General features: G+C 60.8%; 17 protein-coding genes. 4 read left to right on the top strand and 13 right to left on the bottom strand.

Annotated features, from left to right (window positions below):
• Window positions 1-13 precede the first annotated feature (13 nt).
• From ACTJKS_RS25895 to ACTJKS_RS25910, 4 genes are all read right to left on the bottom strand, one after another.
• Window positions 14-1,363: a GntP family permease gene (locus tag ACTJKS_RS25895; RefSeq protein ID WP_262949498.1), complete on the bottom strand. Its 1,350-nt coding sequence runs from the start codon at window positions 1,361-1,363 to the stop codon at window positions 14-16.
• 366 nt (window positions 1,364-1,729) lie between these two features.
• Window positions 1,730-2,623, bottom strand: coding sequence for an NAD-dependent epimerase/dehydratase family protein (locus ACTJKS_RS25900; RefSeq protein WP_108181610.1), 894 nt, complete (start codon window positions 2,621-2,623; stop codon window positions 1,730-1,732).
• 103 nt (window positions 2,624-2,726) lie between these two features.
• On the bottom strand, window positions 2,727-3,638 hold the full coding sequence (locus tag ACTJKS_RS25905) for a LysR family transcriptional regulator (protein WP_041066663.1): 912 nt from the start codon (window positions 3,636-3,638) through the stop codon (window positions 2,727-2,729).
• 189 nt (window positions 3,639-3,827) lie between these two features.
• Window positions 3,828-4,418, bottom strand: coding sequence for an NAD(P)H-dependent oxidoreductase (locus tag ACTJKS_RS25910; RefSeq protein ID WP_027614143.1), 591 nt, complete (start codon window positions 4,416-4,418; stop codon window positions 3,828-3,830).
• A gap of 182 nt (window positions 4,419-4,600) precedes the next feature.
• On the opposite strand from ACTJKS_RS25910, the gene ACTJKS_RS25915 reads away from it, so the two are divergent.
• Window positions 4,601-4,915 carry a putative quinol monooxygenase gene (locus ACTJKS_RS25915; protein ID WP_027614144.1) on the top strand — a complete coding sequence of 105 codons (315 nt, stop codon included), beginning with the start codon at window positions 4,601-4,603 and terminating at the stop codon, window positions 4,913-4,915.
• On the opposite strand, the gene ACTJKS_RS25920 is transcribed toward ACTJKS_RS25915, so the two are convergent.
• Entirely contained in the window at window positions 4,905-5,669 is a 765-nt protein-coding gene (locus ACTJKS_RS25920; protein ID WP_262949500.1) for a sulfite exporter TauE/SafE family protein, read from the bottom strand. The two genes, ACTJKS_RS25915 and ACTJKS_RS25920, sit on opposite strands and share 11 nt — an antisense overlap.
• A 233-nt stretch (window positions 5,670-5,902) precedes the next feature.
• On the opposite strand from ACTJKS_RS25920, the gene ACTJKS_RS25925 reads away from it, so the two are divergent.
• Together ACTJKS_RS25925 and ACTJKS_RS25930 are read left to right on the top strand one after the other, a co-directional pair.
• Window positions 5,903-6,841, top strand: coding sequence for a LysR substrate-binding domain-containing protein (locus ACTJKS_RS25925; protein ID WP_262949501.1), 939 nt, complete (start codon window positions 5,903-5,905; stop codon window positions 6,839-6,841).
• A gap of 34 nt (window positions 6,842-6,875) precedes the next feature.
• Complete coding sequence (locus ACTJKS_RS25930; RefSeq protein WP_003221437.1) at window positions 6,876-7,226, top strand: cupin domain-containing protein; 351 nt, start codon at window positions 6,876-6,878, stop codon at window positions 7,224-7,226.
• Window positions 7,227-7,409: 183 nt separating this feature from the next.
• Here the strand turns inward: ACTJKS_RS25930 and mmsB are convergent, their stop codons facing one another.
• Together mmsB and ACTJKS_RS25940 are read right to left on the bottom strand one after the other, a co-directional pair.
• Window positions 7,410-8,297: a 3-hydroxyisobutyrate dehydrogenase gene (gene mmsB / locus ACTJKS_RS25935; RefSeq protein ID WP_007962098.1), complete on the bottom strand. Its 888-nt coding sequence runs from the start codon at window positions 8,295-8,297 to the stop codon at window positions 7,410-7,412.
• Window positions 8,298-8,306: 9 nt separating this feature from the next.
• Entirely contained in the window at window positions 8,307-9,833 is a 1,527-nt protein-coding gene (locus ACTJKS_RS25940; RefSeq protein ID WP_262949502.1) for a CoA-acylating methylmalonate-semialdehyde dehydrogenase, read from the bottom strand.
• A 150-nt stretch (window positions 9,834-9,983) separates the two neighbouring features.
• Here ACTJKS_RS25940 and ACTJKS_RS25945 point away from each other — a divergent pair, with 150 nt between their 5' ends.
• A complete protein-coding gene (locus tag ACTJKS_RS25945) occupies window positions 9,984-10,931 on the top strand; it encodes a LysR family transcriptional regulator (protein ID WP_262949503.1) in 948 nt (315 codons plus the stop codon).
• Here the strand turns inward: ACTJKS_RS25945 and ACTJKS_RS25950 are convergent.
• From ACTJKS_RS25950 to recC, 6 genes are all read right to left on the bottom strand, one after another.
• The gene (locus tag ACTJKS_RS25950) at window positions 10,928-11,383 is read right to left on the bottom strand and encodes an OmpA family protein (RefSeq protein WP_262949507.1); all 456 of its coding nucleotides are present in this window, start codon (window positions 11,381-11,383) and stop codon (window positions 10,928-10,930) included. The genes ACTJKS_RS25945 and ACTJKS_RS25950 overlap by 4 nt on opposite strands.
• Before the next feature lie 44 nt (window positions 11,384-11,427).
• Window positions 11,428-12,696: a diguanylate cyclase domain-containing protein gene (locus tag ACTJKS_RS25955; protein ID WP_108181606.1), complete on the bottom strand. Its 1,269-nt coding sequence runs from the start codon at window positions 12,694-12,696 to the stop codon at window positions 11,428-11,430.
• A complete protein-coding gene (locus ACTJKS_RS25960; protein ID WP_041066640.1) occupies window positions 12,693-13,268 on the bottom strand; it encodes a YfiR family protein in 576 nt (191 codons plus the stop codon). Before ACTJKS_RS25960 ends, ACTJKS_RS25955 begins: the two co-directional genes overlap by 4 nt.
• Window positions 13,269-13,388: 120 nt before the next feature.
• The gene (gene recD / locus ACTJKS_RS25965) at window positions 13,389-15,488 is read right to left on the bottom strand and encodes an exodeoxyribonuclease V subunit alpha (protein ID WP_262949505.1); all 2,100 of its coding nucleotides are present in this window, start codon (window positions 15,486-15,488) and stop codon (window positions 13,389-13,391) included.
• The gene (gene recB / locus ACTJKS_RS25970) at window positions 15,485-19,174 is read right to left on the bottom strand and encodes an exodeoxyribonuclease V subunit beta (RefSeq protein WP_108181604.1); all 3,690 of its coding nucleotides are present in this window, start codon (window positions 19,172-19,174) and stop codon (window positions 15,485-15,487) included. The genes recD and recB overlap by 4 nt, the downstream gene beginning before the upstream one ends.
• Entirely contained in the window at window positions 19,171-22,623 is a 3,453-nt protein-coding gene (gene recC / locus ACTJKS_RS25975; RefSeq protein ID WP_108181603.1) for an exodeoxyribonuclease V subunit gamma, read from the bottom strand. Before recC ends, recB begins: the two co-directional genes overlap by 4 nt.
• Window positions 22,624-22,824: the final 201 nt, after the last annotated feature.

Raw genomic sequence — 22,824 nt, forward strand, 5'->3', positions numbered from 1 at the left:
CGGCGGGCTCCGGTTACAGCAGGTAAGAAAGGCCGACGGTCAAAGCGAAAGCGACCAGCGAGATCAGGGTCTCAAGCACGGTCCAGGTCTTGAACGTCTGCGCGACCGTCATGTTGAAGTATTCCTTGATCAACCAGAAGCCGCCGTCGTTGACGTGGGAAAAGATCACCGAGCCGGCGCCGGTCGCCAGCACCAGCAATTCCGGGTGTGGATAACCCAGACCGATGGCCACCGGCGCAACCACGCCGGACGCGGTGGTCATCGCCACGGTGGCCGAGCCGGTGGCCACCCGCATCAACGCGGCGAACAGCCAGCCCATGATCAGCGGCGACAGGTGAAATTCGTGGGCCAGCCCGACAATCTGATCGGTGACCCCAGCGTCCACCAGAATCCGGTTCAGACCACCGCCGGCGCCGACCAGCAAAGTGATACTGGCCGTCGGTGCCAGGCACTCGTTGGTGAATTTGAGGATCGATTCACGGTTGAAACCCTGAGCGATGCCCAACGTCCAGAAACTCAGCAAGGTCGCCAGCAACAGTGCGATAACCGAGTTGCCGATGAACAACAGGAACTGGTTGAAACCGCTGCCCGGCGTGGAGATCAGGTTGGCCCAGCCACCGATCAGCATCAGCACCACCGGCAATAGAATGGTCGCCATGGTGATGCCGAACCCCGGCAGTTTGTCGCGCGGCTCGCGGTCGAGAAATTGTTTTTCCAGCGGGTTATCCGCCGGCAGTTGAATGCGCGGCACGATGAATTTGGCGTACAGCGGCCCAGCGATGATTGCGGTGGGAATACCGATGGCAATCGCATACAGCAAGGTCTGCCCGACCGAGGCCTGATACGCCTGCACCGCGAGCATCGCCGCCGGGTGCGGCGGCACCAGCGCATGCACCACCGACAGGCCGGCAACCATCGGCAGGCCGACCAACAGAATCGATACGCCCACCCGCCGCGCCACGGTGAAGGCGATGGGTACCAGCAACACAAAACCGACCTCGAAGAACAGCGGCAGGCCGACCAGAAACGCGATGCAAACCATCGCCCAGTGCGCGTTCTTCTCGCCGAACTTCTCAATCAGGGTGCGGGCCATCTGCTCCGCACCGCCGGACTCGGCCATCATCTTGCCGAGCATCGTCCCCAGCGCCACCACCAGCGCAATATGCCCCAGCGTCTTGCCCACCCCGGCCTCATACGCCCCCACCACGCCCGACGGCGGCATGCCCGCCACCAGCGCCAGACCGATGGAAATCAGCGTGATGACAATGAACGGATTGAGCCGGTAGCGGGCGATCAGCACGATCAAGGCAATGATGGCTACGGCGGCATAAATCAGTAGCCAATAGCCGAACGAAGGCGTCATGCGGTACTCCTCGAAAGGGTCACGTTCGAATGGGTAGTGAAACTCATAAATCATTTCGAGATCGAGTTTTCAAACGCCATGAAAGTAATTTTCGTTGGGAGGTAAGGCGTGTCGCTGTTGGATATGTCTTGTCGCGATTAATGAAAATCGCGGGGCGGGATTTACATGGCTTTTCGGTGAACGAGAAACCAATGTGGGAGCGAGCTTGCTCGCGAAGGCGGCGTCACATTCAACATCTCTGCCGACTGATCCAGCGCTTTCGCGAGCAGGCTCGCTCCCACAGTTGATTGCATTCCTTCAGTCAGAATCCGTTCTATTTGTGGGAGCGAGCCTGCTCGCGAAAGGCTTGATGCGGTGCAACGGGATTCACACCATCTCGTTACGAATCCACTCCACCACCGACGTACGCTTTGGCGCCCAGCCCAGCCGTTCACGAGCATGTTTGCCGCGTACGCGGCTGTTGGAGCCGAGCCCGTAGTTGGCCATTTCGTAACCCCACTCGGCTTCGGCATCTTGCAGTGGCCAGTCTTGTGGCTGGCCCAGATTCAACGCCTGCGCCATGGCAGTGGTCATGTCGATGAACGAGGCTTCACCGCTTTCGACGAAGTAGAAGGTGCCGGGCACGTTCCGGGTCAGCGCCAGCCGGTACAGTGCGACGACGTCTTCGATGTGCACGTTGGACCAGATGTTCTTGCCTGTACCGACATGCCGCACCACGCCACTTTTACGTGCTTGTTTGAGCAGACGCGGCAACTGCACGCTGTCGCGATTGACGCCCAGGCTGTGGCCGTAGATCAGGGTGTTGCAGATCACTGCCGAGTTCACGCCGTCCTGTGCGGCGGCGAGGATCAGGTTGTCGATCGCCACGCGCGCCGCCTTGTCGACGGTGGGCTCCGGCAAGTTGTCTTCGTAGTAGATGACGTCGCTGGATTTGCCGCCCGAGGCATCGCCGACGATGCTCGAACCACTGGTGTGCAGGAACACTTTGTGCGAACCGCGCAGGGCATCGAGCAAGGCTTCGACCGCGCCGCGATGGTCACTGCTGGCGGCATTGATCACCGCATCGGCGGCGCGGGCCTGATCGGCCAGCAATGTACTGTCTTCGAGGGTGCCGATCACCGGGGTGATGCCCAAAGCTTTCAGCTCATCGGCCTGCTCGGCGCTGCGCACCAGGCCGGTGACAGAGTGCCCGGCCTGGACCAGACCGGTGGCGATGGAGCCGCCGATAAAACCGGCGGCACCGGTGATGAATACGTTCATGGAGAAACTCCCTGCGTGAATAAGTGATGCAACGAGTATCGACCGCCAGTCCCAGTGGAAACACCCGCGATCACCCAAATCACTGTTGCGCAGGGGTCACGAATCAGCCCTTGAAATCAGCACTGGCGTACGCCGCGAGTTTGCTCTGGATGAAATCGAGGAAGCACTGGATGCGCAGCGCCAGTTGCGAGTTCCGGTAGTACACCGCGTTGATCGGCTGGCGATAACCGCTGTTGAACTCCGCCAGCAACACCTTGAGGCGTCCGGCGCGAATGTCATCGATGGTCATGAAGTGCGACAGGCAGGCAATGCCCTGCCCCTCCAGCGCGAGATGGCGCACGGTCTCACCGCTGGAGGCGCTGATGGCCGGAGTGATCGGCCAGCGGTCACCGTGCACGTAACGCAGCGGCCACTGATTGAGGCCTTCGTTGTGGGTGAAACCGAGCAGGGCGTGGTCACTCAAGTCGGCGACCTGCTGCGGCGCGCCGTGCTGCTCCAGATACGCCGGACTGGCGACGATCAGCAGCGGACTGCAACCGAGCGAACGCGCATGCAACGTGGAATCGGCAAGGGTGCCGATGCGGATGGCGACGTCGGTGCTTTGTTCCAGCAAGTCAATGATCAGGTCATTGCTGTTGAGTTCGAGCTGGATGTCCGGGTACAACCTTCGAAACTCGTCGATGTAGGGCACGATGGCGTGCAGCATGAACGGCGACGCAGCGTTGATCCGCAGACGTCCGGACGGGGTTTGCTGGCGTGAGGACAGACGCTCTTCGAGCGCATCCATCTGATCGAGAATCAGCTTGGCCTGCTCGAAGAAATACTTGCCCTCCTCGGTCAGGTCCATGCGCCGCGTGGTGCGGTTGATCAGCGTGGTGTCGAGCTTGGCTTCGAGCCGCGACAGTGTGCGGCTGACCGCCGACGGCGTCTGCCCGACCTGTTCGGCGGCGGCGGAAATCGAACCGCACTCGATCACGCAGACGAAAATCTGCAACTCATCGGATCTGGCTTTCACGGGTGTCCCTTATTGATCGACTGCACAAATCCATTGTGGAGAGAGAACACCCCTGTGGCGAGGGGATTTATCCCCGATGGACTGCGCAGCAGGCCCCCGCTTTTTGAGATCAAGATCGGGGGGCCGCTGCGCGACCCATCGGGGATAAATCCCCTCACCACAGTAAAAACCCTCACCGAATGAATCACCTCACGCCTTGAGACCAAACACCTGTTTCAGATGCTGCTCATACCGCGCCACATCATTCTCGATGTTCGGCCGCTTCATCACATCGACACAGAGAAACGTCGGCAATCCGCTCATGCCCAAAAACTCGTTGGCCTTGTGGAACGGGAAATACACCGCGTCGACACCTTTGGCTTCGAAGAAATCGCTCGGGTCGTCGAAAGCTTGCTGCGGTGCATTCCAGGTCAGCGACAGCATGTATTGCTTGCCCTGAATCAGGCCGCCGCTGCCGTACTTCTGCGACGCATCTGAACGGGTCCGGCCATCGCTGGCATAAAGGCTGCCATGACCTTCGGTGAAGACTTCGTCGAGGTACTTTTTCACCGTCCACGGCGCGCCCATCCACCAGCCCGGCATCTGATAAATGATCACATCGGCCCAGAGGAATTTGGCCACTTCTTCAGCGACGTCGTACCCCTCATCGATGAACGTGGTTTTGACATCCAGGCCACCACGATCCAGCACGCTCAGTGCGGTTTCGTGCAGGGTGGCGTTGTAACGACCGTCGGAATGGGCGAATTTCTTGCCGCCATTGAGCAACAACACTTTTTTCATCAGAACGCCTCGCGCAGCCATTGGGCTGGAGAAAGATGGGAAAACGAATGGCGGCAGGTTAACCATCCATCTCGCGCGGAATAAGCCGCGTCGGCGCAAAATACATTTGATCAAAATGCACGAATGGAACGCAGATTGTTGCAATAGCATTGGCAGCCATCTGCATTTGAGGAGTTGTTCTGATGAGTGAACGCCACGGTTTCATCCTGCACGCCAAGACCCGACCCGAGAAAGCCGAGGCTTTCGAAGCGCTGTTTCGCGCCTATGTCGAGCCGAGCCGCGCCGAGCCAGGCTGCATTGAGTACCACATGCTGCGCGATAAGGAAGACCCGACGCTGTTCATCTTCTACGAGATCTGGGAAAGCCAGGCGCACCTGGACGTGCACTCGAACCTGCCGCACATGCGCGAATTTTTCGACAACCGCATGACGTACCTGGAGCGCGATTTCGATATCCGTCGGATCGACATGCTCAGCGCGTCGTCGGCTAGCCGCTGATCAGCAAATGGGCGCCGAGTGCGCCCAGTCCGATAAAGAACACCCGCTTGAACAGCACGGCGCTGATGCGCTGCCGCAGCCATTGGCCAAACCCCATGCCCAGCATCGCCGGGATCAGCACCAGCAGCGAGGCAGTCAACTCGCCACTGCCCAGTGCATCGCGCCAGAACAGGCCGCCGGCCAGCGCCAGGGTCGAGACGGTGAACGACAGGCCCAGCGCCTGCACCAGTTCATCACGCTGCAAACCCAACGCCTGCAGGTACGGCACCGCCGGAATCACGAACACACCGGTGGCCGAAGTGATAACCCCGGTGATCAGCCCGCACAGCGGACCCAGCCACGGCTCATGCCGGGGATTGACCTGCAGGGTCGGCAGCAGCAACCCGCTCAACGCATACAGCAGCAACGCCGCGCCCAAGCCGCGCACCACCCAATGCCCGCCCGCCATGCCGATCGACAACGTGCCGACGGCGGTCCCGAGGAAGATCATCAGCAGCAGCGGCCACAGGCGTTTGATCAGCCCTTTCAGATGCCCGCCAAAGGCCAGTTGCCAAACGTTGGTCAGTGTCGCCGGAATGATCAGCAACGCGGCTGCCTGTGCTGGGGCCATAGCCAGACCCAGCAGCCCCATTGCGACAGTGGGCAAGCCGAGACCGATTACCCCTTTGACCAGACCTGCCATGATAAAGGTGGCGATGACCAGCAGCGATAGGCCAAGGCCGAGGTTTTGATAGAAGTCTGCGAGTGCGTTCATGGCGCTACTGTGCGCCTTGGCGGGTGTGCTGAAAATCTGCCATATACTGAGGCTGCCTCTTTCGATACAAGAGGCTGAAGATTTGATGGAGACTTCCGGCCTCATCGCTGGCAAGCCAGCTCCCACAAGTTTCAGTGTCGATCACAGATTCTGTGCACAACACACATCCTCTGGGAGCTGGCTTGCCAGCGATAGGGCTCGCCCAGAAACCACGAAGACCAGAGGCTGCCCCCATGCACTTCGACCTCACCGACCTGCGCCTCTACCTGCACATCCTCGACAGCGGCAACATCACCGCCGGCGCCGCCCGCAGTCATCTGTCGCTGGCCGCCGCCAGTGCGCGTATCCGCGCCATGGAGGCTTCGCTCGGCACCGAGTTCTTGCAGCGCGGGCGCCGCGGCGTGAGCCCGACGCCGGCCGGCAAGGCGCTGGCGCAACATGCGCGCGTCCTCCTGCAACAGTCCGAACGCATGCAGCAGGATCTGGCCGACTACGCCCAAGGCGTCAAAGGCAAGGTTCGGTTGCTGTGCAACACCACCGCGATCACTGAATACCTGCCGGAAGTGCTGGCGGACTTTTTGTGCGAGCATCCCAACCTCGACATCGATCTGCAGGAATTGCCCAGCGCGCGCATCACTCATGCCTTGCGCCAAGGCGCGGCGGACCTCGGGATTGTGTCCGACGCCGTCGATACCACCGACCTGCAGACCCTGCCATTTCGTGCCGATCCGCTGGTGCTGATCCGCCCCCTCGACCACCCATTGTCTGACGCTGCGCCAGTCCGTTTCAGCGACGCCCTGCAGCATGACTTTGTCGGACTGCGCGCCGACAGTGCGCTGGCGGTGTATCTGGAAGAACAAGCGCTGCACAGCGGCTCGCGGATGCAGATCCGCATCCGCGCCGACGGATTCGACGGGGTGCTACGCATGGTCGCCCGAGGTGCTGGGCTGGCAATTGTGCCGCTGGCCGCTGTCGAGCGAACCGCATTGCGGTCATTCAAATGGGTTGCGCTCAATGAAGCGTGGGCACGCCGCACGCTCATGTTGTGCGCCCGAGACTTCGCTACGTTGCCGAATTACGCCCGCGCGTTGTTACACGCGCTCACTGATCCGCGCGTTTCTGAGCAGTTCGATGTCGAGCACAGACAACTGAACGGCGAGCAGGCGCTATAGGGTTCGACTTCAAATCCCTCTGCCCGGAGTTCCCATGACCGCGACCGCCCCCATCACCGTTCTGCGCGACACCCACCCGCTGCCGGTACTCGATGCCTGCAAATGGGAAAAACTCGAAGGTGACCCGCACACCGTCAACCTCAACGCCTACACCAGCGAAGACGGCAGCAAGATCATGGGCACCTGGATCTGCACCCCGGGCAAGTGGCGGGTCGATTATGTGAAGTGGGAGTACTGCCATTTCCAGGAAGGCTACTGCATCATCACCCCGGACGGCATGGCGCCAATCCACCTGCGAGCCGGCGACATCTTCGTGGTTGAACCGGGGATGAAAGGCACTTGGGAAGTGGTCGAGACCGTACGCAAATATTTCGTCTTCGCCTGATGCAAAAAAGCCGGGAACCGCCTGTGGCGAGGGAGCTTGCTCCCGCTCGGCTGCGCAGCAGTCGTAAATTCAGTCAATGCGGTTTTTATGAAGAACCGCATTGACCGGGTTTGGGTCTGCGATGCAGACCAGCGGGAGCAAGCTCCCTCGCCACAGAAGCTCACCCCACCATTTGATGCGTGGTTACTGCGGCTTGCGATAACTGTTGATGATCGCCGAGAAATCCTTGCCGCCTTCCCCGCGCTGGCTCATCGCCTGATACAACTGCTGCGCCACCGCGCCGAGCACCACCGGTTGATGCGCCTGACGCGCCGCTTCGGTGGCCAGCCCCAGATCCTTGAGCATCAGTTCGGCACCAAACCCACCGGTATAACCGCGCGAGGCCGGCGCCGTTTCGACGATGCCCGGCCACGGGTTGTACATTTCCGAACTCCAGCAACGCCCGGTCGAGCTGTTGATGATCCCGGCCAGCACCGAGGTGTCGATCCCCAGTGCATCGCCCAGCGCCATGGCTTCGCTGACGCCGACCATCGAGATCGCCAGCAGCAGGTTGTTGCAGATCTTGGCGATTTGCCCGGTGCCGACTTCACCGCAATGCACGATGTTGCGGCCCATCTGCGCCAGCACCGGTTGCAGGGTGGCGAACAGTTCCGGAGTGGCGCCGACCATGAAGGTCAGCGTGCCGGCGGTCGCGCCGCCAGTGCCGCCGGAGACCGGTGCATCAGCCATGGCCACGCCTTGTTTGGCAGCAGCGGCGGCCACATCGCGGGCGGTTTGCGGATCGATGGTGCTGCAATCCACCGCCGGCACGCCTTTGCCGATACCGGCCAGCACACCGTCCTCACCGAGCCAGACGCTGCGCACATGCACCGCCGCCGGGAGCATGGTGATCACCAATTCGGCGTCTTCGGCTGCTTCACGGGCCGAGGCGCGGATAGTGCCGCCCAGTTGCTCAAGCTCCGCCAGCACCGTCTTGTTCAGGTCGACCAGATTCAGTGAATGGCCGGCCTTGATCAGGTTGCGCGCCATCGGCGCGCCCATGTTGCCCAGACCGATAAATGCAATTTTCATGGCCATTCCTCAGCGCAGGTTGATGGTGGTGTTCACGCCGTCATTGACGCTGTCGTCATCGAACCAGCGCGCCGTGACCGTTTTGGTCTGAGTGTAGAACTGCACCACTTGCTTGCCGTACGGGCCGAGGTCGCCGAGTTTCGAGCCACGGGAACCGGTGAAGCTGAAGAACGGCACCGGCACCGGAATCGGGATGTTGATGCCGACCTGGCCGACGTCGATTTCCGTCTGGAATTTACGCGCCGCCGCACCGCTCTGGGTGAACAGGCCCGTGCCGTTGCCGAACGGGTTGGCGTTGACCAGCGCAATGGCCTGATCAAGGGTGTCGACTTCCAGCACCACCAGCACCGGGCCGAAGATTTCCTGGGTGTAGATCTGCATGTCGGTGGTCACGCCCGAGAACAGGGTCGGGCCGACGAAGTTGCCTTGCTCGTAGCCCGGCACCTTGATGTCGCGACCATCGAGTTCAAGCTTGGCGCCTTCCTTGATGCCGCTTTCGATCAGATCGAGAATCCGCGCCTTGGCTTTCTTCGAGATCACCGGGCCGACATCGGTGCCCGCCTCGCTGCCGGCGTTGACCTGGAGTTTCTGCGCCAGCGCTTTCAGATCCGGCAGCCATTGTTTCGCCGCACCAACCAGCACCACCACCGAGGTGGCCATGCAGCGTTGCCCTGCCGCACCGAAACCGGCGCCGACCAAGGCATTCAGCGCTTGCTCGCGATTGGCGTCCGGCAGCACCACGGCATGGTTCTTCGCACCCATCATCGATTGCACGCGTTTGCCGTGCTTACCAGCCAGGTCGTAGACATGCGTACCGACCGCGGTCGAACCGACGAACGATACGGCTTTGATGTCCTTGTGGGTGCACAGGCCATCGACGACGTCCTTGCCACCGTGCACGACGTTGAGCACGCCCGCCGGAACGCCCGCCTCAATCGCCAGCTCCACCAGCAGCATGGTCGACAGCGGATCCTGTTCCGAAGGCTTCAGGACGAAAGTGTTGCCGCAGGCGATCGCCATCGGGAACATCCACAGCGGAATCATCGCCGGGAAGTTGAACGGGGTGATGCCGGCGCACACGCCGATTGGCTGGCGCAGGGTGTAGGTATCGACGCCGCCGGCCACGTTTTCGGCGAACTCGCCCATTTGCAGGGTGCCGATGGAACAGGCGTGCTCGACCACTTCCAGGCCACGGAAAATGTCGCCCTCGGCGTCGGCAATGGTCTTGCCCTGCTCGGCGCTCAGCACCACGGCGATGCGTTTGGAGTGCTCGCGGATCAGCGCCTGTAGCTTGAGCATGATGCGCATGCGCGCGCCGATCGGGGTCAGTTTCCAGGTCTGGAACGCGCGGTGCGCGGCACTGATGGCGGCGTCGACTTCAGCGGCAGTGGCGAACGGAACCTTGGCCAGCACTTGCTGGGTCGCCGGGTTGACGATGTCGTGCCATTCGGTGGTCTGCGATTCGACCCACTCGCCATCGATCAGCAGCTTGACCTTCTGGACCGTGGTTTCGTTGGGCGTAAGCGATGCGTTCATGCTGGTCTCCGAAACTTGTTGTTATCGTAGGAGCCAAGGCGAAAGGGTTCGCCTTGAGATGAGGCGTGTGTCACGAATTGGTTGTCGGACTGTTTTTGGAGTATAGATGTGCAAACTTCTAATAAGAACGCACATATAAGCCCGTCCATCATGCAAAAAAACATCACCTCCCTGGGGTCGCTGAACTGGGACGACCTGAAGTTTTTCCTCGAAGTCGCCCGCACCCGCAAGGCCAGCACCGCGGCCAAACGTCTGGCGGTGGACTACACCACCGTGTCGCGGCGCATCAGTTCGCTGGAAGCGGCATTGGGTACGTTGCTGTTCGAAAAATCGCGCACCAGCGGTTTTGTCCTGACCACTGAAGGCCAGCGTTTGCTGGGCTATGCCGAGTCGATTGAAAGCACGTTGCACATGGCTTGCGAGCAGGTCTCGGGCTCTGGTGTGGCACTTTCCGGGCATGTACGCATGGGCTGCACCGAAGGTTTCGGCAGTTTTTTCATCACCCCGCAGCTGAGCCATTTCGTCGACGCCTACCCGGCAATTTCGGTAGACATCCTGCCGCTGCCGCACTTCATCAGCCTGTCCAAACGCGAAGCCGATATCGTCATCGCGCTGGAGCGCCCGGAACACGGCCCCTATGTGTGCTGCAAACTCTGCGATTATCGCTTGCAGCTGTACGCGACCCAGGACTACCTCGACCAACACCCACCGATCCGCCGCCCGGCCGATCTGGGCAAGCATCAATTCATCAGTTATGTGGATGACCTGGCGTTCAGCTCGGAGCTGTTGTATCTGGCGAACGTGCTGCCCGGCGCCAGTGCAAACCTGCGCAGCACCAGCGTGATCGCCCAGTTCGTCGCAGCGCAGCAAGGGCGTTCACTGGCAATTCTGCCGTGCTTCCTCGCGGCGCAGGATCCGCGCCTGCTGCCGGTGCTGCCCGAAGAAATCGACATCACCCGGCAGTTCTGGATGTACTGCCGGGAGGATCTGAGGAAGTTAAAGCGGATCACCCTTCTGTGGGATTACATCCGTGAGGTGACCGAGCGCAATCAGGGTCTGCTGATGGGGCAGACCCCGGAGATGCGGTTTGCCGATTAGTCGGCACTGACCACAATCGACACCCGGCGGTTTTCAGTGCGCCCGGCGGAAGTGCTGTTGGACGCCACCGGTTCACTGCTGCCCAGGCCCTGCAACTGGATGTTTTGTTCTTTCATGCCGACGGTGGTCAGCACCTTGGCCACACTTTTGGCCCGACGCAGCGACAGTTGCTGGTTGTAGGTTTCCTTGCCCGACGCATCGGTATGGCCGTCGACCCGTACCCGCTCAATGCCGACTCCCACCAGCGCCTTGCCGATGCGCTCGACGATCTCGGTGCTCTGGTTGTTCAGGCTTTCGATATCACTGCCAAACAGCACTTTGCCTGACAGGCCAAACTCCCAGCCTTCGTCGGTTGCCTCGAAGCCTTGTTGTTTGAGGACGGCGATCTGCGCCGGGGTCAGGCCTTTTGGCGGTGCGGTCTGGCACCCGGTCAGCGCCAGTACGGCGATCATCAGCAAGGCAGAAAACAATCGAACGGGAAATGTGAACACGGGAATCAGCTCCTGGTTTGCAGATTGACAACCGGGCTCTCCGACCCGGCAGTGAATTGAGCGCCACGCGACAGGCGTTTGGCCTGGTACATCGCCGCGTCGGCGGCGTTGAGCAAGGCACCTGGCGTGGCACCATGATCAGGGAAAACCGCAATGCCGATACTGAGCGACGTCACCACACTGGTATCGCCCGGCAGCGCGATGGGCATGTCCATGCTGTCGAGAATCTTGTCGGCAATACGCTCGGCATCTTCGACCTTGTGCAGCGGCGCAAGCAGCACGGCAAACTCATCGCCGCCGAGCCGCGCCACCAGATCCTCTTCACGCAGCTGCGCACGGACCCGATTGGCGACCGCCACCAGCACGGCATCGCCGGCGGCGTGGCCGAAGTTGTCGTTGATGCCTTTGAAACGGTCACTGTCGAGAAACAACACCGCTACCCGTTCGTTGAGTTTGCCGGCATTACGCAGGGCACGAATCAATCGGCCCTCGAAAAACGCCCGGTTCGGCAAGCCGGTGAGGCTGTCGTGGCTGGCCTGGTGGGCGAGGGTCTCGTTCTCGCTCTGCAGGTGGGTTTGCCAGGATTCGAGTTCGTCGAGCAAAGCATTGAAGTCGTTGCCCAGATTATCCAGTTCGGCAATCTGCGCCGGCGGTACCCGCCGATCCAGCGCGCGCTCGCTGCGCGCGGCGTGGGCCACCGCGGCGAGGCTACGCAGTGGTCCGGTAATACCGCGTAATTGTCGACGCGCGAGATAGAGCGCGACCCAGGCACTGATGGCGGTACACAGGATGATCCCTGCCAGACCGCTCAGCAAAAAGCGCATGAGACTGCCGCCATGACCGACCAGCAGAATGTGACCGATTTCGCGCTCCTGATGCACAATCGGCAGCCTGACCGGCTTTTCCAGAACGGCACGCGTGATCTGCATTTCCAATTCGGTGAACAAGCCGTTCTCCGGCCGCTGCCAACGCGCCAGCACCTGACCTTGCGCATCGAACACCTGCGCGTCCGCCACCTCTTCGGTGGACGCAATCAAGGCCAGCGCTTCAGTCGCGGCGGCCTTGTCGTTGAACACTACCGCCGCTTCCACGGTGTAGCTGATCGAGCGCGCAATGAGCTGCAAGTTGTGATCGGCGTACACCCGCAGCGCGAGAACGCCCAGCAGGGTCAGCGATACGCTGGCCATCGTCACGGCTACCAGCGCCACAATCAAATGGCCACGGCCAATGACCGATCCCAGCGTCGGGCGGCTTCCAGAACGGAACAGTTTCATGGCGCCGCCGGTTTGCGACGCGACAATTGCAGTACGCTCGGGTGGATGCGTACACCGCTGCGCGCGACAGAGTCTAGGTTGACCTCGAAGGACACCTGTTCATCGCCGACGCGCAGGCAGAACAGGCTGCCGACCGTGCACTGATCGCCCCCTTCGCTGATGCTCAACACCGGGTGACCGATCAATGAAGCAAACAGCCGACTGCGCTCATCCGCCGTGAGTTTGCCGATATACACCGCATCGCATTCGCTGACGATCGCCGGGTTGTCGGCCAGCAGTCGGCGTACGACGACCGGCCGACCAGTGGCCTGCGTGGTGCCTTTGACCAGGTCGTCGGTGTATTCAGTGGGGCCGACGATGCACAGGCGCAATTGCGCAGGTTCAACCGGCCAGCGTGCATAGCTGAGAATGCCGAGCACGACCTGCGTCACCGCTTGGGCGCGTTGCTCGGCCATGCCCGCCGACGTTTGTGGCTGCGCGATGGCAGCGCCCGCCAGCAAACAGAGCAGACCGACAAGCAATGCGTGCTTGCAGCGAACCACGCGCTCTGTCGCCCAGACAGCCACCTTCATGCAGGGATTCTCTTGGATCGTACCGAAATGATGCCGCAACGATAGCACAGCGAAGTAACACCAGCGAGACAGCGTCTTCTGACCAGCCGGTCAGTAATCGGTATCAGACTTCAGGTTATTTCATTCCCGAGCCTCTGCGCCTTCCTCCAGTTCCAGCATCAATCCGCTCAGGCGCTTGACCTTGCGCTGCACGGCCTCTTCGAACACTCCAGGCCGGGGTTCGATCAAGGTGAACCAGTGCTTGGCCCGTGTAATCCCGGTGTAGATCAATTCTTTGGTCAGCACCGGACTCAAGGCATCCGGCAGGATCAGCGCGGTGTGGGCGAACTCCGAGCCTTGAGATTTGTGCACGGTCATGGCGTACACCGTTTCAACGTCGTTGAGCCGACTCGGCAGCACGAACCGTACCCCGCCCTGCCCGTCGTTTCGCGGGAAGGCCACGCGCAGTACCGGTCTGCCAGCTTCGGGGCCCTCGCGCTCGGGCAACTTGAGGGCGATGCCGATATCGCCGTTCATCAGTCCCAGACCGTAATCATTGCGGGTCATCAGCACCGGCCGACCTTCGTACCATTGTTGGTCATGCTCGATCAGGCGTGCCTTGAGCAGGGTTTCGGTGATCCGCAGATTCAACCCTTCAACGCCCCAAGGTCCCTTGCGCACGGCACATAACAACTGGAAGGTGTCAAACGCCTGCAGCACCGCCCGCGCCCAGTTGGTCCAGTCTGGATGTTCCAGCGGTCTGCCTGCTGGCGGGCGCTGTTCGCGCAGGATGTTCAGATAGTGGCGATAACCCTGTGGACCGTCGCCATGACCGTCGAGCAACAGGCGCTCCAGTTTGTGATCGTGTTCTCCCTTGAGCGGCAGTGAAAACACATCGTCGTAGTGACCGGCCGCCAGCAACTGGCGCGCCTCATCCGGCAACTGCTGATTGACCCGCAGCGCCAGTTGACCAATGCCGCTACCTTCACCGAAACGCCGGGAATGACGCAGCATCACCAGTTGTTGGGCCAGCGGATGAGAGCCATCGAGGTCTACGTGCAGGTCACTGCCGTGCAATGACTCTCCGCTGACCGACTCCAGCCACTGCCGGGTGTGCGGGTTATACCAGCCTGCCTCGGCATCACGGCAAAGATCGCCGAGTACCGCCCCGGCCTCCACCGAAGCGAGTTGATCCTTGTCGCCGAGCAACACCAGACGCGCATGCTTCGGCAATGCATCGAGCAGGTTAGCCATCATTTCCAGGTCGATCATGGAAGCTTCATCGACCACCAGCACATCCAGCGGCAAGCGGTTGCCGGCATGGTGGCGGAAATGTCGGGTGCCGGGCCGACTGCCCAACAAACGATGGACAGTCGTCACGTCACAAGGGATCTTCTCGCGCACGTCTTCGGTGACCGTCAGCGATTGCACTTGCTGGCTGATGGACTCGGTCAACCGCGCAGCGGCCTTGCCGGTGGGCGCTGCGAGACGAATACGCAACGGTTGACCGGCCTCGACCGCCGGCGCCTGGAGCAGCGCGAGCAAACGCACCACGGTCGTGGTTTTACCGGTTCCCGGGCCGCCGGTGATGATGCTGAACGCACCGCGAGTGGCAAGGGCACAGGCGAGTTTTTGCCAGTCGATCACGGCCCCCGGTGTTGCAGGGCCGAACAACTCATCGAGGCGTTGGGGCAGGTCATCCGGCGGCGTTTCAGGCTGAGCCAGACGTGTCCGTAACGCTGCATCGATACGCCGCTCGTAAGCCCAGTAGCGCCGCAGATAAAGACGCTTGCCGGACAGCACCAACGGCCGCTGCTGCGCCGGGTCGCTGGTGTCCGCTGCCAGTGCAACCAGCGCACTGCTCGCCAGCGCCTTGCACCAATGGGCGCCATCCAGCGTTTCAAGCAACTGCGACGGCAACAGCAAGGCGCCACCCTGTACATCGCCTTCCGGAGGCAGAGAGAGGGCGAAATCCGGGGCCTTGAGGGTTTCGAACACGTCGAGACAGACATGTCCGTGACCCAGTTGATGGCTGGTCAGTGCGGCAGCGAGCAACACCAGAGGATCGGACGCAGGCGCGAGTTCGTGCAGGAAACCGACAAAGGCCTTGTCCAGCGAACGAAGCCAGCCTCGCTCGACCCAGCGCTCAAGCAAGATCAGCAGATCTGCGGCACTGGTCAGTGGCGCCAGGCTCGACGGGTTGTCGATAGCCGATGACAGATCGGCGAAGGTACGGTTCATAACAGGACTCCCTGTTCCCATGCGGGTTCGGCCTTGGGTTCCGGCTTACCCTGGAACAGGCGATCCAGGCGTTCGATCAAGTCCCGTGGCGGCCGCGCAAAGTACACGCCGCGACTGTCTGCCCGGGTTCCCCGCAGGAATACATACAACGCACCACCGACATGCCGGTCGTAATCGTAGTCGGGCAGGCGCGCCTTCAATTGCCGATGCAAGGCCAGCAGATACAGCACGTACTGCAGGTCGTAACGGTTGTCGAGGATCGAGCGCTCCATGGCTTGCTCGGTATAGGCCGTATCGTCGACACCCAACCAGTTGGATTTGTAGTCGGCGACGTAGTAACGGCCCGCGTGCTCGAAGGTCAGGTCGATAAAGCCCTTGAACATGCCGTTGAGCTGTACTGGCTCGGCGGCTACTCGCGCCACACCGTTGTGGGTGTACTGGCGCACCCAATCATCAAGTTTGAGGACATCAACCTTGTGACTGGCAAACCAGAACTCCATTTCAACGCGGTACTGCTTCAGTTGCTCGAGCACGACCGGAGGCTGTCCGCCACCTGCTGGCAGCGGGGACTTGAGCAAGTGCTGCAGCCAGTCACTCAAGGTGACAATCCAGCCCTGCCAGCCGCGCAGATTGCAGCGCCGGCCAATTGCGTCCTTGATCGACTCACTGGAAACGGCAAAGCCTTCATCGCCAGCCCACTCCAGCAAACCATGGAGGAAGGTTCCCGGGTTCGGACCGCGGGGAAAACGATGGATATCGGCGCCACCAACCACAAGCTCTCGCGGCGCATCCGGGTCGAGGCGCTCATCGTCAAACAGCTTTTGCGCTTGCGGACTGTCCGGCGCCTCATCGCTGCCGACACTCAACACGTCACTGATACGCAACGCACTATAGGAGGCGATCCACCAGTTCTCGCTGGCCTTGCGCTTTGGCACCAATGTGGCGCTGAGGATCGCTTCATTGCGCTCGGGCTGGTAGATCTCCTGCGTCGCTTGAGGCAACTCACTCAGACTGATAGCCGCGCAGTTCTGTTGCAGATCCTGCAGCCAACGACTCAGGCCGGTTGACTCATCCAGCCTGGCGCCGCCACCCAGCAGATAGCCAAGCGCCGAAAGATGAAGCACTGAACTGTTGTTATTACCGCGTTTGAGGTCCGTTACACCCAGCCAGCATGCATGTTGCGCACGAGTCAGCGCGACGTAGAGCAGACGCAGGTCCTCGGCCAGACGCTCGTCATCCGCCAGGGCGACCAATTCGGCGGTAGGCTTCAGTGTCACCTGGGCTTTGCCGGAGGCATCGTGGTAATGCAGCGGCAGGCGACTGCCATCCACCGGTTTTGCCGAACAGATGAAAGGCAGGAACACCAACGGATACTCAAGTCCCTTCGACTTGTGGATGGTCACCACCTTGACCAGTTGCTCGTCGCTCTCCAGACGTAATATCTGTTCTTCACCGGCCTGACCGGACAGTGCCAGCAACTCGGCCAGATGACGAATCAGCGCTTGCTCGCCATCGAGTTCCGCCGCGGCCTGCTGCATCAGTTCCGACAGGTGCAGAAGGTTGGTCAGCACTCGTTCGCCGTCACTGCGAGCGATCAGGGTCTGCGGTAAATGGAAGTCGTGCAGCAAGCGTCGCAACATCGGCAGCACACCCTGCTTGCGCCACAGTTCGCGATAACCACGAAACTGCATGACTCGGGCTTCCCAGATCAACTCGTCTTGATTCAAGCGCTCAAGTTCAGCCAGCGGCAGATTGAGGGTGATGCAGGCCAGCGCGGCCTTCAGTGAGCGCTCGACATCCGGCTCGGCGCAGGCCTTGAGCCAGGACAGCAGGTCGTGCGCTTCCTGGGCGGCGAACACCGAGTCCTTGTCAGAAAGGTAAACGCTACGCACGCCACGGGCCGCGAGTTCTGTGCGTACGGCTTGGGCCTCTTTGCCGTCACGTACCAGAATCGCGATATCGGAGGGCCGCAAACCGCGGAAGGCTTCTGCGTCCCGGACAAATCCCGCCGCGCCGGCTTGCCCGCCGTTGAGCAATGCGGTGATTTCGCTGGCACAGGCCGCCGCCAACCGCTGGCGATAGACCGCCCCTGACAGCGGCTGGTCCGTCGACAGGTGCCAGACATTCAGTGCCGTGACATCCTCGCCGGCAATCTGCAGCCGCTCTTTGCGTCCTTGCGAATCAACGGGCTGGAACGGCACCGGGTTTTCCCCGGTTTTTTCCCGAAATAAAAACGCGCCGCGTCCCTGCTCACGGGACTCGGCGCGTTCGAATACATGATTGACCGCATTGACCATGCCATGGCTGGAGCGGAAGTTGGTGCCCAGCGTATGCAGACGGCCGGTGGTGGCCTGACGCGCGCGCAGGTAGGTATAGATATCGGCGCCACGGAACGCGTAGATCGCCTGCTTGGGGTCGCCGATCAGGAACAGGCCGGTGTCCGGACTGTTATCTTCGATGCGATAGATGCTTTCGAAGATCCGGTATTGCACCGGATCGGTGTCCTGAAACTCATCGATCAGTGCCACCGGAAACTGCTCGCGGATTACCGCAGCAAGGCGCTCGCCGCTGTCGGATTGCAACGCCGAATCCAGGCGCAACAGCATGTCATCGAAGCCCATTTCCGCACGACGACGCTTCTCTTCTTCAAAACGCGCGCCCACCCATCTCGCCGCGTGCTGCAAGACAGCGGCATCCGGGGTGGGCAGCGCGTCGAGGCTCGCCTTGAGCCCCGGCATCGCGTCGAGCCCCGGATGACTCGGTGCCTGCCCCTTCCAGGCTTCAGCCATTCCGTCAGGGGTCAGTCGGGTGAAACCGGTGCCGATGTCCAGTTGCTCCATCGACTCGTCTTGCGCCCAGGCCTTGAGTTTCTCAAACCAGGGCTCGAAGTAACGAGCCTGCATCTTGCGTCCGTCAACGGCTTTGCTCGCGACGCCCTCGTGACAGATCAGCAGCAGCTCATCCGCCCACTGACGCCATGGCATCTTCAGCTCGAGCAACGCGGCACGTCGCTCCTGCAGGCACTCGTCGATCAGCTCTGCGGGAGCCTTTCCGTCATCACTTTCACGCTCACTGCCAAACAGACCGCGCACCCTTGGCAACAACGCGGCCGGACCACCCCAGTGGGTACGAACCCAGTTCAGCGCATCGCCCTGCATCGGATAACAGAACAGTCGCCAGTAATCGCGCAGCACTTCGCCGAGCAGGTCGCTGTGATCGGTCTCCAGGGATTGCGTAAACAAGCTGCCGCTGTCGAATGCATGTTCGCGCAACATGCGCTGGCACCAACTGTGGATGGTGGAGACGGCCGCTTCGTCCATCCATTGCGCGGCGATGTCCAGACGATTGGCGCATCCGGGCCATTGCGCCGGGTCAAATTGCTCACGCAATTCGGCAATCAGGGCATCCGGCGCAGGGGTTTCTTCACGGAAAAACCGCGCGGCCTCGGCCAGACGTGTACGAATTCTTTCACGCAGTTCCTTGGTGGCGGCATCAGTGAACGTCACCACAAGAATCTGCGGGGGCAGCAGCTCACGGCCGAAACCGCTCGCTTCGCCGCCGTGCCCAAGGATCAGCCGCAGATAAAGCGCCGAGATAGTAAAGGTCTTGCCGGTGCCGGCACTGGCCTCGATAAGTTGACTGCCGTGCAGCGGGAAGGCCAGTGCCAAAGGCGTCTTGGTACTCATGCGCGCGCCCCTTCGCTGATCAGTGAACGCCATGGCGCTTCATACAGAGGGCGATACAACGCGTCGCACCAACCGGAGAATGTTTCATCCGCTAGCAATGCATCAAAATCTGCGAATTGACGGGACAACGCAGGGTTCTCTCGGCGCTCGCCTTCAGTGGTCTGGCCGTCACCTTCATAGGCCTTGCGGGCAGCTGCCTCGGCTTTGAGCGGATCAGTCTGCGCAAGCCAGGCGAAGGCTGTCTTGACCGCGATCGGCAGTGGCTGGCGCATGCCGGCCTGCCAGGCGAGCAGAAGATCGCCAAGGAACCGAGCGGCACGATCCTTCTCCATCGGCTCGAGCAACAGCGTATCGTCACTCGCCACCAACGCCGTGCTCATCATGAGTCCGCTGGCGCAGGCCACCAGGTGGTTGACCCAGGGCTTGATCAAGCGATGCCATTTCCGACTTTTGATCGAACCGATGCTGTTGGGAATGGCCGTGACGGACAACACGCCACCGTCAGCACGCTGATGCAAACCGGCGAGCCAGCCTTCAATACGCACACCCTGCAACTCGAGATTGACCGGCAGCGCGCTGGTCAACGGAGTCGGCCATAACGCCAGAAGTTGTTGGTAACGCTGCAGCAGGTCCGGTAACGGCTCGATCAACTCTCGTTGCAGGCATTCGCCGAAACCGGCCATGGGCAGCAACCCGCTGTTTTGCAAACGACGCGCCTGATCTTCGAGCGCATGATCGACATTATCGGGCTGCCGGAGCGCGGCCTCGAGCAGGCTCTCGCTCAGTGTGTAACGTTGCAATGCGTCCAGCACGAACGGTTCTTCGTCAGCCAGGGGCGCCTCGGCGGCTTCAAAGTACACTTTGAGTCGCTGCGTGAAAAAGTGCCGGACCGGATTGCGCAGGAAATCCTGCAGAAGGGCCAGACTCAGCGGCTCCTCCTGAACATGGGGCGCGAGTAGTTCCGCCTCGCGGTGTGGCTCATGCATCTGGTGCAAAACCTGCCATTCACGGGCATAACTGAATAGTTGGTCGCCTTCATGGAAATAGCGCGAGCTGAACGGTTGCAGGGGATGCTCCTCGGTCATGGCGTGCAACAATTCCTGGTGCTCATCGAGCGACCGCCAGCCACTGGCAAGATGATCGCGCAACTGGCCGATCAGCACGGAAGCAGGCCGTTCACTATTGTCTCGAATACTGCGTCCGACCCAACTGATGTACAGCTGATTTCGCGCAGACAGCAGCGCCTCGAGCAACAGATAGCGATCATCCTCACGTCGGGAACGGTCCCCAGGCCGGTAATCGCTGCCCATGAGGTCAAAATCAAGTGGAGGTTGCGCCCGGGGATAATCGCCATCGTTCATCCCCAGCAAACAGACGAGCTTGAACGGGATCGCACGCATGGGCATCAGTGTGCAAAAATTTACTGCACCGGCCAAAAAGCGCTGGGACAGACGCCCTTGATCCAGCCCCGCGAGCCAGGCTTCCCGAACCACCGTCAGCGGCAACTCATCTACCAACCCCACCGATTCGCAGGTCTGCAGCCAGGTCTCGCGCAGCTCCTCAAGTTGCGTGAGCAGATAATCGTCGTGCTCATTACTGGCCTTGAAGAATAGTTGCATCAGAATCTGCAGCCGCAGGCCCCACACCTTGGGCTGAGCGGCCTCATTGAGCTCGTGATGGGCCAGCTCCAAGGCATCGAGCAGGGCAACCAGCGGCCCGATCAACGCAGCATCCAGACCGCCGATTTCATCGTAAGGCTCGATACCTGCACAGGCGTTGGAGCTGCCTACGGCGTATCCAAGCAACATCCGTCGCAGGCCGAAATGCCAGCTGTTTTGCTCAAGCTCATCTGGCAAGCCCAGTCCGGCACGTTGTTCAGCGTTCATTCCCCAGCGCACACCTGCGCCTTCGATCCAGCGATGCAGCGTAGGTAAGTCGCGTTCCTGAACGCCAAAGCGGGCGCGCAATGCAGGAACGTCGAGCAGGTCGAGGATCTCGCTTACCGGGAAACGACTGTCCGGCAGCTTGAGCAGGTGCTCGACGGCGATCAGCAACGGATCGCGACCGCGTTGGCCCTGGTCGGCCAAGGTAAATGGAATGAAGCGTGGATCATGCCGATCCAGTTGCCCGAACACCGCCCGAATATGGGGCGCATAGCTATCGATGTCCGGAACCATCACGATTACATCGCGCGGGCGTAGATGGGGATTGGCACTGAAGCGGGCGAGTAACTGGTCGTGAAGGATTTCCACCTCACGCTGAGCACTGTGGGCTATATGAAAGCGGATCGACTCATCCTGCGTCAGATCGACGGCAGGCCAGTGCTCACGCGTTTCATTGAGCGGCCGCAATTCGAGGATGTCGTCCTGAAGTTGATTGAGCAGGTTCTGTGGCTGCGTCTCGCTGAACAGGTCGATGCGCCCGTCACGGAATGCCGCGCGATAGCTATTGGGGTCATCGTAGCTGTCCAGCAAGTTGATGTAGTCGCGCCCCTGCTTGCCCCAGGCTGCGAGCAACGGATGCGCGTGTTGGTGCAGCGCTTCCGGATCGAGCACGACCGGCATGCCGGTCTTGCGGCTTTGTCGCTTGTATTGATGGCGCAGCAGATCCTTGTCGGCAACGATATCGGCCCAGTGGTGTCGGCAAGGGTTGTGCACACACAGCAGCACCTGACTGAAACGCGCAAGTCCGGCCAATGCTTCGAGCACCTGGGCCGGCAACGAAGATATGCCAAACACGATCACCCGCGAGGGTAGCCCCGCAGGTGCGTTTTCAAGGGCATTTATGCGCTCGACAAAGCGCTGATGAACACCTGCCCGGCTCTGCGCCATGCCCTGCTCACCGACATCTTCCAGCAGAGCACGCCACAATTCAGCCTGCCAGCAACTGACCGGGGGCAGTGGCTTCACTTCACCTCGAACATTGCGCATCTGGTGCCGGCCTTCGGCCCAGTCCTCGAGCCAATCAGCCCGATACACTTGGTACTGGTCAAAGAGATCTGCCAGACGCTCTGACAGTTGGTAGCGCTTGCGTAAATCCGTGTCGTGCGTGAGGAACCTTTGTAGTGGCTCAAAATGGGGGCGATCAATAACCTGCGGCAGCAAGCGCATCAGTCGCCAGGTCAATGGGGCTTTGTCGAGCAGGGAGTTGACGGGAATTTCGTCTCGGCCCAACACCATACGGTAAAGCTGCCACATGAAACTGCCAGGCAATTGCACATCTATGGCCGCAGCTATTCCGCATCCCCCGAGGTCGTCGTCCTCAGGGTCTTCCGCCAAAGCCAGTTTGAGCCATTGGGCGATACCGTTGCTCTGCACCAGAGCGATTTCGTTCTCCAAGGGTGCCAATGGATAGCGCCGCATGACGCTAACCACCAGGCTGCGCAGTTCGTCCAGGCTATTGCTCTGGACCACCATGAATGCAGCATTGAGGGACTGGGCGTCCGGCATAAAAGCTTCCTTGGAAAAGTACAAAGCCAGGGCAGAACCTTAGCACTGTCGGCAGGCTGTGACAGCCGGAAGGGCATACCGCGTTCCGTAGGAACTTTCCTGCGGACAAAACAAAACCCCAACTGCTTTCGCAATTGGGGTTTCGGAATTTAATCTTGACGATGACCTACTCTCACATGGGGAAACCCCACACTACCATCG

It is taken from the genome of Pseudomonas sp. 22189, assembly GCF_052045635.1.
GTDB classification, from domain to species: Bacteria; Pseudomonadota; Gammaproteobacteria; order Pseudomonadales; family Pseudomonadaceae; genus Aquipseudomonas; species Aquipseudomonas parakoreensis.